General features: G+C 70.0%; 9 protein-coding genes. 7 read left to right on the plus strand and 2 right to left on the minus strand.

Translation table 11 applies throughout. The features are described 5' to 3' along the window. The first annotated feature begins 7 nt into the window (after positions 1-7). The 6 genes from ALLO2_RS27745 (at position 8) to ALLO2_RS02225 (ending at position 6,302) form a co-directional block, all read left to right on the plus strand. Entirely contained in the window at positions 8-121 is a 114-nt protein-coding gene (locus ALLO2_RS27745; RefSeq protein ID WP_023840694.1) for a streptamidine-related RiPP repeat protein, read from the plus strand. Positions 122-356: 235 nt separating this feature from the next. Further along, complete coding sequence (locus ALLO2_RS02205) at positions 357-1,166, plus strand: TOMM precursor leader peptide-binding protein (RefSeq protein WP_035729421.1); 810 nt, start codon at positions 357-359, stop codon at positions 1,164-1,166. 10 nt (positions 1,167-1,176) lie between these two features. After that, positions 1,177-2,775: a CocE/NonD family hydrolase gene (locus ALLO2_RS02210; RefSeq protein ID WP_035729218.1), complete on the plus strand. Its 1,599-nt coding sequence runs from the start codon at positions 1,177-1,179 to the stop codon at positions 2,773-2,775. Beyond that, the gene (locus ALLO2_RS02215) at positions 2,772-4,172 is read left to right on the plus strand and encodes a YcaO-like family protein (RefSeq protein WP_035729222.1); all 1,401 of its coding nucleotides are present in this window, start codon (positions 2,772-2,774) and stop codon (positions 4,170-4,172) included. Before ALLO2_RS02210 ends, ALLO2_RS02215 begins: the two co-directional genes overlap by 4 nt. A gap of 9 nt (positions 4,173-4,181) precedes the next feature. Further along, on the plus strand, positions 4,182-5,519 hold the full coding sequence (locus tag ALLO2_RS02220) for a YcaO-like family protein (protein ID WP_023840691.1): 1,338 nt from the start codon (positions 4,182-4,184) through the stop codon (positions 5,517-5,519). 30 nt (positions 5,520-5,549) lie between these two features. Further along, positions 5,550-6,302: a SagB family peptide dehydrogenase gene (locus ALLO2_RS02225; protein WP_035729224.1), complete on the plus strand. Its 753-nt coding sequence runs from the start codon at positions 5,550-5,552 to the stop codon at positions 6,300-6,302. On the opposite strand, the gene ALLO2_RS02230 is transcribed toward ALLO2_RS02225, so the two are convergent. Next, a complete protein-coding gene (locus ALLO2_RS02230; protein ID WP_198030929.1) occupies positions 6,303-8,567 on the minus strand; it encodes a family 2 encapsulin nanocompartment cargo protein terpene cyclase in 2,265 nt (754 codons plus the stop codon). Between the two features lie 319 nt (positions 8,568-8,886). After that, on the minus strand, positions 8,887-10,290 hold the full coding sequence (locus tag ALLO2_RS02235; RefSeq protein WP_035729228.1) for a family 2B encapsulin nanocompartment shell protein: 1,404 nt from the start codon (positions 10,288-10,290) through the stop codon (positions 8,887-8,889). A 1,707-nt stretch (positions 10,291-11,997) separates the two neighbouring features. Here ALLO2_RS02235 and ALLO2_RS02240 point away from each other — a divergent pair. Further along, positions 11,998-12,588 carry a hemerythrin domain-containing protein gene (locus ALLO2_RS02240; protein ID WP_011438583.1) on the plus strand — a complete coding sequence of 197 codons (591 nt, stop codon included), beginning with the start codon at positions 11,998-12,000 and terminating at the stop codon, positions 12,586-12,588. Positions 12,589-12,852: the final 264 nt, after the last annotated feature.

The raw sequence follows: 12,852 nt of genomic DNA on the forward strand, positions 1-12,852 counted from the left end.
GTGAAGCATGGCGGAGATCTCGTTCGAGGAGCTGGCCGAGGCGCCGGTCCTCGCTGCCCCGCAGGACCCGACCACGCACGCGCTCGTCCAGAGCCCGTTCGCGTGGGACGACGAGGAGTAGTGCCGCCGGTTCACTGAAGGCGCCGAGCGCACCTTGGTGAGCCAGTGCAAGCCGTGACCGTCGGTGCCGTCAGTTTCTCGGACGTCCTCGACGGTCACGGTCTCTACCGGGTTCATCCCGGCCCGCGCGCGACCCGTGCCGGCCATGACCCCTGCCGGCCGCAACCAGCCCATCACGACCAGCCCATCACGACCAGCCCATCACGACCGCGACACACCCGATGAGGAAAGCCGACGTGTTCTCTCCTGGCCACCATCTCTACCGGGCCGCCGACGGGAGTTGGCGTTACAGCGCCCCCGGGGACGTCTTCGTCCGAATTGGCGGCGAGGACCGCCTGCTCGCCCTCGTGCGGAACGTCGCGGCCGGGGCCACCCAGCTGCCCCTGCCCGATGCGGACCGACCCGCCGTCGAGCGCATGACCGCCGCGCTCACCGATCGCGGCGTGTTCGTCGGCCCGGGGCGTGCGGGGACCGTTCCGGCTGGCTGGAAGGTGCACCTCGACGGCGACAGTCCGGTCGTCGGGAAGCTCACCGAACTCCTGGGCGACATCATCGATGACGTCGAGTGCACCGTGGGCCCGGCGGACGAGGCCGCGGTAGCCGGCTCGGACGCCGTCGTCAGCTGCGCCCGGTGGCTGCCGGACTCGCACTGGTGCCGGCTCGATCAGTGGTGCGCGGCGCACCACACGCCATGGCACGGCTGCTACGCCGAGGGCGACACGTTCGTCGTGGGACCCCTGTCGATGCCGGGCCGTACGGCGTGCTACCGGGACACCAGAGGACGTCGGCTCGCCGCGGCCGCTCTCCCCGACGAGCTGATCGCCCACTGGGCTTACCTCGATTCCGACGCGGTCAAGCCGCCGGCACCGTTCACCCCGGCAGCCACCGCGGTGCTGGCGGGGCTGCTCGCCGCCGACCTGCGGGCGCTGGCGGCGGGNANCACCNTGCCCNGCGAGGGGCACCAGCTCGTCGTCGATCCGACCACGGCGTCGATCAGCCGGCATCCGGTGCTTCCTCTTCCCAACCTCGCGGTCAACCCGGTCTAGGCGCCGGGGCATGCACGCCATCGACGCGAACCAGGCCGTACCGGCGGCGGACGGCGTCCTGCTGGCGACCGACGNCTACCGTCCCGACCGGCTACCCGCCCCGGCGGTGGTCACTCGCACCCCGTACGGTCGCGGTTCGCTGCTGGCAAACGGCGTCGGGTGGGCGCGGAACGGACTGGCCTACGTTGCCCAGGACGTGCGGGGGCGCTATGGGTCGGGCGGAACCTGGACCCCGTATCAAGGGGAGCGCGCCGATGGCCGGGCGTTGGTCGAATGGGTCCACCGCCAGCCCTGGTGCGATGGGAACGTGATCCTCGCCGGAGCCTCCTACGGCTCGTTCACCGCGTGGGCAGCCGCCGTCACCGTTCCCGAGCTCGTGCGCGCAGTGATCAGCGAGGTACCCGCCGCGGGTCTGCGGCCCGCCAACGTGGACCCGTCGGGGATCCTGCGGCTGGCCGAGTACGCCGGCTGGTGGGCCGAGCACGCCGAGAGCCGCACCAGCAGGAACGGGCTGTCCGCGCAGATGCTGGGCTGTGAGCCGGACCTGCTGCGGCACCTGCCGGTAGCTGACCTCGGCCGGCACCTCTGGGCACGGGTGCCACGCTGGTGGAGCGCCATAGCCCCGGCTCTGTCAGCCCCGGCTCCGTTGACGACCGGCGACAGCCCGGCACCGCATGACCGTACTGGCGACGACCTCGGGGAGGGCATCAGCACGCAGGAACTGGCCCGCTGCTCGCTGCCGTCCCTGCACATCGGCGGCTGGTACGATCTCTTCCTGCCACAGACGCTGTGGCAGTGGGAAACCGCGGGCCGCGACCGCGCTCCGAACAGGCCCGCCCGGGGCCTGGTGATCGGGCCGTGGGGGCACGAGCTGTCGACCCCCGCTTCCAGCTCGGCGGGNGGGCGGGNGCACGGGCCCGCCTCGCAACTGCCGCTGGGACGCCTCCAGGTCGCGTGGATCTTTGACGTGCTGGCCGGCCGGGATGCGTCGATCACCAAGGTGTTCCTCGTCGAGGGCGGACGCTGGCTGGATCGGTGGCCGGCGTCCACCGCCACCCTGGGCCTGCAGGCCAGCGCTGACGGGTCACTCCTGCCGAACCCGCCCGAGCGGCCCGCCGAGCACCGGTTCACCTACGACCCGCTCGACCCCTTCCCCAGCCTCCCGCGGGACTGCGACCGTGCCCCCCTGGACGCCCGCGCCGACGCCGTGGCATNCCGGNCCCCGCCACTGACGACGCCGACTGCCATCGTCGGCGCACCCACCGTCACGATGGCCGCAGACACCACGGGCCCCGGCACCGACTGGATAGTCCGGCTGGTGGAGCGGCTCGGTGACGGCCGGGNCTTGGAGGTCACCAGCGGCGCCGCTGCCGTCGGGCCCGGCGCGGCCACGGTGTCGATCCCGCTCGGCGCCACGGCCCTGCTGCTCCACCCCGGCAGCCGGCTGGAGCTGCAGGTCACCAGCAGCGACTTCCCGCGGCTGGCCCGCACCCCCAACACCGGCCAGGACCGGTACACCACCAGCGCCACCCGGATCGCCACCCAGACCATCCACACCGGTCCAACCCGCGGCTGCCGGGTCGACCTGCCCGTGCTGGAGCACCCGTGAGATCAACCNCCCCCGCGCCGGCCGAACGGCGTCTCGTCGACCGCCGACTCGGCGTCCTCACCCAGATCGTTCCCTACCAGCCGAGCCCCGCCATGCCGCGTTGCTGGGTCGGCTGGAGCGCCCGTGCCGCCGACACCCGTGCGTTCGCCACCTGGTCGGCCGAGCGGTTTGGCTTCGGTGCCGCCCTGGGCGATCACGACCGGGCGCGCCGTGCCGCGGTCGGGGAGGCCGTGGAACGGTACTGCGGCAACGCCGTTCCCGACGCCCTGGAGATCGCCTGCTACGACGATCTCGCCAGGGCCGGGCGGCCGGCTCTCGACCCGGCGACCCTGGCGCTCTATTCCGACCGGCAGTACCGCGCCCGCGGGTTNCCCTTCCGGCCCTTCACCCGCCAGACACCGGTGGCCTGGGTGCCCGGCCGCGACCTGTACGCCGGGGGTCCGGTGCTGGTGCCCGCGTCGATGGCCTACCTGAACTACTTCCGCGGCGCGCACGCCGACGAGGTGGCCACCCACGCCATGCTGTACGCCGGCATCGCCACTGGCGAGAACCGTGAGCACGCCGAGCGTTTTGCGTTGGAAGAGCTCTTCGAACGCGACGCGAACACCATCTGGTGGGCCAGCGGCGCCGCCGGCTGGGCCGTCGCCGATGCGGCTGAGCTCCTCGACCGGCACGACATCGCCCACGGAGAGGGCACCGGTCGCACCATCCGGTTGTTCCAGGTGCCAAGCCAGTTCCCGGTTCCGGTGCTCGCCGCCTTCCTTGAAGAACCGGGACGGGGGCTGATCGCGTACGGCACGGCATGCCGGGCGGACCCGCGGGAAGCGGCGACGAAGGCGCTCGTCGAAGCCTTCGCCATGCTGGAACTGACCGCCGAGCTCGCGGACGGTGACAGCGCGCACTGGCGAGCCGTCGCCCGCGGCGAGATACCCCCGCACACGTACCTGCCCNACCGCGCCGACCGGCGGTACGCGGATGACATCCGGCCGGATTTCCGCGACCTCGTCGACCTGCCCGCGGTCGCCCAGCTCTATCTGGATCCACGAATGCAGGGCCGGCCCCTCGACCGGCTCCGCGACGACACCCGCACCACCCGGCTCGCCGACATCCCCCGGGCCGACGGGGACGCCAACGGGGGCACAGCCCATCGACGCTACCTCGACATGCTCGCGACGCAGGGCCTGTCCGCCGTGTCAGTGGACGTCACCACCCCGGACGTGCGGGCGGCCGGCCTCACCGTCGTGCGGGTCATCGTCCCCGGGCTCTACGGCAACCCGCCCGCGGCCTTCCCGTTCCTCGGCGGCGAGCGGCTCTACGACGTACCCGCCCAGCTGGGCCTGGCTGCCGGAAAGATCACCGAAGACGCCCTTTATCCGTACCCGATCCCGCACGTCTGAGGAGCACCCATGGACCTCGCCGCGATCCTCGCCCCCCGAACCGGGATCATCCGCCGGATCGAACGCAACGCCATTCCCGCCACCCTGCCGCCCGAATTCACCATGTACACCGCCGTTCTCTCCGACACCACCAGGTTCTCCGCCTGGGCCAGTGACTTCGCCGGAGCCGGCTACGCCCTGCTCGACGACGACGCCGCCCTCGGGCCCGCCGTCGGCGAGGCCGTCGAACGCTACTGCGGGAACCTCGTCCCCGCCGGACTGCGCCGCGCCACCCACAAAGAGCTCACGGCGGACCGCGCCACCGTGCTTGACCCGCGCTCGGTAGTGCTGTACTCACCCGCCCAGTACGCCGGGCCCTACTTCCCGTTCACCGAGTACCGCGAGGATCTCGAGCTGGAATGGACGTCCGGCACCGACCTGCTTGCTGGCACCCCCGTCTGGGTACCCGCGCAGCTCGTCTGGGTGTCCTACGCCCACCAGGCCCAGGCCCGCGGGTTCCCCTACCTCAGCCCGGTCCTCAGCGCCGGCCTGGCCGCCGGTATGGACCAGCGCTCGGCGCAATGGTCGGCGATCTGCCAGATGATCGAACGTGACACGCTGACCATGGCCTGGCACGGCCGCCGGCCGCTGCGGGCCATCACCCCGCCCCCCTGGATCGCGCAGCTTGCCATGGGCGCGTACGGAAGCATGACGACCCGGTTCGTCGAATTCCCGAACGAGTTCGGCCTCGTCGTCGTCGGCGCCCTGGTGCACGACACGGCGACCGGCTACCTGACCATGGGAGCAGCGTGCCGGACCACCACCACGCCGGCGCTGCGCAAGGCCCTTGCCGAAGCCTTCCAGCTGCAGATGTTCGTCGCCGACCTCGACGACCCCGACGGCCCCTACATGCGCGCCGCACGCAACCCGCACAGCCCCCTCAAGCCGTGGCGAGCTGACCGACGGTACCTCGACGACTGCCGAGACGACCTGGCGGACGTCGTCGAGTACTGCACCCACCTCCAGCTCTTCCTCGACTCTCGCCTGCAGGACCGGCTGGAGGCCGAACTCGCCGAGGCCCTCGCCGGCACGATCGGCTGGGAGACCCTCGACCGGGACGCCCGGCACGCCGGAGTCGACGACCCGACGGTGCTCGCGCGCACGCTCGCCGACGCCGGCCACCCGGTGACATCGGTCGACGTCACCACCGAAGACGTGCGCCCCACCGGCATGCGGGTCGTGCACACCTTGGCCCCCGGCCTGTACTCGAACACCTCTGTCGGCCTTCCGTTCCTCGGCGGCGCCCGGCTGGCCAGGCAACTCGCCGCGGCGGGCACCACCCGGCGCGACCTCCCGCTGCCGCATTAGCGCATTAGCGACGTAACCGAAGGGACGAGTGTGGCCGAGGACGTCACCGCGCTGGAGCGTATCCGGCGGGTCCAACAGGTCCTCAATGGTCCGCCGACCCGGCAGGTGATGCTCGACGGACTGCGCGCCGCCACCTGCCGGATTCCGCTGCCGGCACCGCGCGCGGACCTGCCGGTCGAGTTCGGCCAGGTGCTCGCGGCACGCAGGTCCTGGTACCGGTTCGATGCCGAGGCGCCGACCGCCGAGAATGTCTCCTCGCTCCTACGCTGGGCGGTGGGTCCGCAGCGGGATGTCCGACTGCCCGACGGCAGTCAGCACCGGATGTGGATGGCGCCGTCGGCAGGTGGCCTGCATTCACTGTCCATCTATNTCGTCATTGCGCGCGGTGCGCAGCTGCCCGGCGGCGTGTTCCGGTACGACGCCGAGGACCACTGCCTGCAGACGTTGCGGTCCGGCGAGCCGACGGCGGCGTTGCGTTCGGTGCTGGTCCAACCCGAGTTCGCCGAACGGGCGCCCATGGCGGTCGTCGTAGTCGCCCGGCTCGACACGACTCTCGTGAAGTACCCGGCACGCCATTACCGCACCCTGCACCTCGACGCGGGAATCGCCGTGCAGAACCTCTACCTGGTCGCGGCCGCACTCGGGCTGGCCGGATGCGCCGTGACGGCCTTCGACGACCAGGCCCTCGCCGAGTTGCTGCGTCTGCCCGACACGATGTTCCCGACCGTCGTGTTCCCCGTCGGCCGCCAGCCGGTCCGACCGCCAACCAGGCATGCGAGCTGACTACATTTCACTATCGCCGGCCGCGCCGGCCGCGCCGGCCGCCGCGGCCGGACGTGGGCGGACGTGGGCGGACGAGGTGCCCAGGCCCGTGGGGCCGCCGAAGGGCCGTACTCCCGCCGCTGGGTGGTACCGCAGTTCGGACTCCTCGTACCGATGCGTGCCCTCATGCCAGCGGAGGATCCCGGCCAGCCAGTTCTGGAGTTCCCGCGCGTAGCCCAGCAGCGCCTGCCGCGCCGACGCGTCCAGGGCGAAGCTGTCGAACAGCGCCGGAAGCTCGTGCGCCACGATGTGCTCGAACTGGCGTATCCGGGAGGTCATCAGATCGTTGACCACCGCGAGGGCACGCTCCCGGTCGCAGTCGAGGAAGTTCTCGACGACGAGGACACAGTTGTGGATCTCACCCTCGAACTGGATCTCCTTCTGATAGGAGAAGACGTCGTTGAGGAGACAGGCGTAGTCCGCGGCCGCGTTCTCCAAGGCCTGGATCGGCCGGGTGCGGTAGATCTCGGGTGGCACGGTCTGTTCCTGGGCCAGCCGGGCCAGCCGGGCCAGGCTCATCGTCAGATCCGAACCGAAGGTCGCCCGGCGCATCTCAATGTAGTCGATCGGGTCGGGAATGCGATTCTGGGCCTGGTTTGCCAGCTCCCACAGCCAGCTGTCGATCATAACCTCGACGGTGCCGCGGAACGTCTCGCGCGCGCCTGGCGCCATGGTCTCGGTGGTGCGCGTCCACAGGTCGGCCAGACCGCGTTCCAACGCGTTGGCCGGCACCGCGGTGACGGGGGAGTCCAGCGGCATGAACTCCGACAGCCGGGCGTTGCACACCTTGGCCCCGAGGATGTCCCGGGTGCGGCCGAAGATTACCGGGTAGTAGTCGTCGGCGTAGGTCCCCCAGGTGAGCCAGTCCGTCGTCAGATTCAGTTCCGGCAGGGTCGCGTCCGGATGGATTCCGGCCGAGCACAGCGCGAAGTCGAACGCCCGCAGTTTGTGTTCGTCCCAGATGCCCGGAATCGGGTCCAGCATCCCTACCGCCCGGGCCCAGATGATGTTTTCCCGGCGGGAGGCGTCCAGATGTGGGCTCTGCCCGGTCGAGAAGGGCATGCAGAAGTCGGGATGGCGCAGCGGCCCGACGATCTGGTGCGGGATGTGCGTGAAGGAGCGGATCCGGCGCGGTGTGGTGGTGACGAGGGACGGCACAATCCGGGCCGCCGAGGTACCGAGACCGGTGAGTCCGAGGAGTCCGCTGAGCTCGCCGNTCTCAGGCGCCACGGCCCGGTTCATGTACCGGCTCGAGCGCAGGTGCCATTCGTGGCCCCCTGACTGCCAGTCCTGCAGACCCTTCACGTACGCCAGGACCTCCAGCCGGCTCCCCGGGTCGACACCGTGCTCCTCGAGGACCGCCGGCAGTTCGGTGACCGCGGTGTGCTCGAACTGGTGCAGCCGCGAGGTGAGCAGGTCGTTGACCGTGTCGGCGGCCTCCTGGGTTCCACAGCCGAGGAAACGTTCGATGACGAGCACGCCGTTGCTGAGCTCGCCCTCCTCTTCGACCTCGCGCTGGTAGGAGAACAGGTCGTTGCGCAGATGCACGGCGTCGGCGAAGGTGTCCCGCAGTACCTGCAGCGGCCGGGTCGCCGCGACCTGGGCCGGCACCTCGGCGTCGGCGGCGTGCTCGACGAGGTTCGCCGACCAGGGCGCGCCGCCGACCTTGCGCCGCATCTCGACGTATTCGATCGGGTTGGCGAGCCTGCCGGCGTTGATGTTGGCTAGTTCCCACAGGGACTCGTCCAGCAGGTTCTTGGTGCTGACCGCGAACCGCCGCCGCCAGTCGGCGGAACGCTCCGGGACGGTCCGGGTCCACAGGTCGGCGAGTCCGCGTTCCACCGGGTTGGTCGGCGTCTCGGTGATCTCACCGTCGACGGGCATGAAGGCGGGCAGGCGGTCGAGGTAGGCCCGGGCGCCGGCCATGTCGTGGGACCGCTTGTACAGCTCCAGGAAGTGGTCGTCGAAGTAGAAAACCCAGACATACCAGTCGGTGACCAGATCGAGTTTTCGGCTGACGGAGTCCGGATGGGTGTATGCACAGAGCAGGGCGTAGTCGTGTGCGTCGAAGTCGGCCTCGGTCCAGATCGCGGTTCCGTGCTGCGGAGAGTCGATCATCTCCATCTCGTCGGCCCAAGCCCTGCTGTGCACGCGGGCCTGTTCCAGGTTCGGATTGAGCCGTGCCGGATAGGGCACGTAGAACTCCGGTAGCGTGAAAGGCTGCANGACCCGCTGGTGAACCCTTCTCGGTCACGGGCTGGACGGCCGGCCCCGAAAGTCGGCCGGATACGGATCCTTATCCGTATCCGGCACCGGTGCACCTTCCCCGGGGAACCGGCCCCGGGGAAGGTGCACCGGGTCTGCCGAGGTGGCAGCGGAGAAGTGAACGTTCGGGGCGGCCGGGAGAGATCGGGCCGGGATGCCGCGGAGCCCCGCGGAACCCTTCCGGAACCCAGCGTGATCTCATGTGATCTCATGTGATCTCGCGTAATTCCGCGTAATTCCGCGGGTTCCGGGTGGTCCCAGCGGCTCGCGCGGCCGGGTGTCACCGACCGATCTCGACNTTCTCCAGGATACCGAGCGCGTCGGGGACGAGCACCGCCGCGGAGTAGTACGTGGTCACCAGGTACGAGATGATGGCCTTGTCGCTGATACCCGCGAATCTCACGGACAGGCCGGGCTCGTATTCGTCCGGCAGGCCGGCGTGGTGCAGGCCGATCACCCCCTGGTTCTCCTCACCGGTGCGCAGCGCGAGGATGGACGTGGTACCGGTCCCGCTGATCGGAATCTTGTTCAACGGGAGCAGGGGAACGCCACGCCAGGCCGGCACGTGCTGGTCGTGGAGGAGGACGGTGGCCGGGTAGATGCCACGGGCGGTGCATTCCCGGCCGAACGCGGCGATGGTCCGCGGGTGGGCGAGCAGGAAATGTGTGCTGCGTCGGCGGCTCAGCAGGTCGTCGAGATCATCCGGGGTAGGCGGACCGCTCCGGGTGTGAATACGCTGACGGAGGTCGGCGTTGTGCAGCAGCCCGAAGTCGGGGTTGTTCACCAGTTCGTGCTCCTGGCGTTCGCGCAGGGCCTCGACGGTGAGCCGGATCTGGTGCTCCAGCTGGTTGTGCGGTTCGTTGTAGAGGTCCGCCACCCGGCTGTGGATGCGTAGCACGGTCTGGGCGACGCTGAGCTCGTACTCGCGGGGGGCCAGTTCGTAGTCGACGAACGTCCCCGGCAGGTCCGGTTCCCCGGTGTGCCCGGCGGCGATCGCGATCTCCGCTTCGCCCAGGCGGTTGCTCGGGGGCTGGAGCCGGGTCCGGTACTCGTCGAGGTGACGCCGCAGCTCGTCGGAGGAGTCGGCGAGTTCGGAGAACTGCTGGCGCGACAGGACGAGGGCCGTCGTACCGGTGAGTGCGCGGGCCGTGAACTCCCAGGTCAGGTCCTCCTCGACCAGCGCCTCGTCACCGAAGTACTCGCCGTCGGCGAGTACGCCGAGTTCCCGCTCGTCGCCGTACTCTCCGAGGCCGAACCTGCCGACCTTACCGTGCGCGATCAGGAACACCTGGTCGGCGGCCTGACCGCTCTCCACCAGCACGTCTCCGGCAGCGAATTCCCGTTGGGCGAAGCGGTCCGCGAGCGCATCGAGCACCTCGCCGTCGAAGCCCCGCAGGGCGGGCAGCTCGCCGAGTTCGCGCGGAACGACCCGGACCTCGGATCCGGTGGTGGTGAACGTGAGGAGTCCGTCCCCGAGTACGTAGGTCAGACGGCGGTTGACCCGGTACACGCCGCCGGACGCCTGGACCCATGGCAGTATCCGCAGCAGCCACCGGGAGGTGATCTCCTGCATCTGCGGAACGGACTTGGTGGTCGTCGCGAGATTGCGCGCGGCCGCCGTGCTCAGACTCAGCCGGGGCTCTTCGCCGCCGGCATCCGTACCGGCCTGCACGGGTTCGGTCATGACAGACTCCACCTATCTCTGGTTTTCGCAGGGGCAGTTTTCCCACTGGGAGTGGGGGTTTACACTGGGGGTATGGGGGTTTTCCCGGAGTGCGGTTTCTATTGACCCGACGCACATGTAGAAGGCGCGGCCTGTGCACGGTCATAGGAATGTGCGGGCGTGACGGATCCCGGCGGCTGGCCGCCGACCGCAGGTACATCGAACCGACACGAAATGCGGGACGTCGAAGTTCCGATGCTGCGCTGGGTGAGTCCCGCCTTCCCTGAGTAGCGATGACATCTATGGGCGCTCCGTTGGTGTAACCCCCCCCATGGCGTCGAGTCAACAGGAGACCTGCGCTTGTCTCGAACGGAACGCGCGTCGTCTCGCCGCGCATGGGAAGCCTCCCGCATCGATCCCACGGGCGGCAAGCACTTTGCGGAACCAATCAGATCTGGTCCGGGCAGACCGGCCTGCTCTAGTCCTCGGCCCGGCCCGGCGACCACGCACTGTAAAGGGCGGCCAGGCGTTTTCTCGATCGTTTTCNCGGTGTCCCGGACGAACTGTCGGTACGCGGCGGACAGGAGTACCGTCCTCCTTTTCCGCTGGTTGATCCAGTCCGCCGGTGGATCAAGCGCCGATCGGCGCCCGTGTCCCGACCGTGGTGATATCGGGTCGAAATCTGGTCCGGCTGGCGGTCGGAGCGTTCGCGGAGTCCGCGCGCAAAATTCCTTCGGTGATATTCGTTCGCGCCGCGGAACATAGCCAATTTCCGGGGAACCCGGGTGGGAGCGCCGTCGTCTCCCTCGAGTGCGGCGTGCGGGTATTTCTTCACCCCCTGCGGTGGGCCGGAAACGTCACGGCGACGGGGACGGAGACGGCGCGTGGCGTCCCACCCGGTCCAGACCTGCCGCGCCGGCCCGTCCGCGGCAGATCCGGACCGGTTGCGGACTTCTCACGACACGCCGTAGACGCTGACCGCTTCTCCTGGTCAGGGCCTCGGCCCGAGTGCCCGTCCCGGGCCCGCNACCGCGGCCTGGTCCGATCATCCGCCGGATGCGGCGGCCCAGCGGCCCAGCGGCCCAGCGGCCCCGGCGGGGCCAAAGGCCTGGAGATTGCGGGACCTGTGGCTATGGCCGAAAAGGGGTATCCGTCCGCCCGGCACGGCTGGTCGGATGATCGACCCGAGGCGCATCGTATCGAGCCGGTCCTGCCGACCGAGGGAGCCATTGCCTCCCGGCAACGGCGCCGGCCGAATCCCGCGATGCGAGGGGCATGCCTCGGCCGGTCGCCTTCGGTTCAAGCTTCGACTCAAGCCTGGACGCCAGGAATTATCACTATACGTGTCTTTGGGAGGGTATCGGCGTTATTCCGTCGTACGCGCCGGTCGGCGTGACCGGTGCGGCGTGACCGGACGGCGCAGGTGCTCCCAGGCATCAACTCACCGTCATCGCGCCGACGGGTTACTAGGAATTATGAGCTACTCATGGGGCCGTTTAGGTGGCTACTTCGTACTGGCCCTGATTGGGGACGTCGGTAGGCGGCGAGCTGCCCCGGCCGGATCGGGGCACTCTCGGTNCCCCGATCCGGCNGGGGCAGGTTGACGAGCCCAACGTGCCGGTTGGGCCCCGCCGGTCGGGCGTCCTCGATGCCGCGCGATTTCGAGTGCCGTCTCGGGGCACGCCGACATCGAGGTCTCGATGGGCGGACCGTGATGAGGAGGACATCATGCCGATCAATGACGCTGGGTTCGACGGCGGCCGAGCGGCGCAGTTCTCCCACGACGACGTCGTGGGAGTCCTGCTCGAACAGCACGCCCGCATCCGCGAGCTGTTCGCGGACGTGAAGTCGGCGGCGGGCGAGCACAAGCGCCGGGCGTTCGACGAGCTGCGGGCGTTGCTCGCCGCGCACGAGACCGCCGAGGAGATGGTCGTGCGGCCGGTTACGAAGAAGATCGACAGCCGGGTGGCCGAGGCGCGCAACCACGAGGAGGACGAGGCCACCCGCGTGCTGCTGGCGCTGGAGAAGATGGATGTCGGTAGCGCCGAGTTCGATGCGAAGCTGGCGGACTTCGAACGGGCCGTTGTCGACCATGCCGAGCATGAGGAAAACGAGGAGTTCCCCCGGGTGCACGCGGCCCGCGACGCCAGGCAGCTGGAAAGCATGGGCCGTCGGCTTCGGACGGCGGAGAAGTTCGCTCCCACCCATCCGCACCCGTCAGCCGCCGGTTCGACCGCCAAGCAGTGGACGGTAGGTCCGATCGCCTCGGTCATCGACCATGTCCGGGATGCCGTGACGCGGCGGGGTGCCGTGGACTGACGCCGTGCTCCNGCCACCCGCGTCGCGGTGTCGTCGTCGCCACGGACCCCCGGGTCGGGGCCGGCGGCGGACGGTCGCGCGGCGTCCGGGACCATCCGCGGTTCGGTGGCCCCGGGCGTCAGCGCCGGCACGGCAACCCCTCCGGAACAGGATGCCCTCCGGAACAGGACGGAGGGTCGGCTCGCCGGATGGCCGGCTCAGGCGTGGGTTCCGCCGGAGACGAGGGAGAGCGCGGCGGTCAGCGGATGGGCCGCCGCGCTGAAC

The organism is Frankia sp. Allo2 (assembly GCF_000733325.1).
In the GTDB taxonomy this organism is placed as follows: Bacteria; Actinomycetota; Actinomycetes; order Frankiales; family Frankiaceae; genus Frankia; species Frankia casuarinae.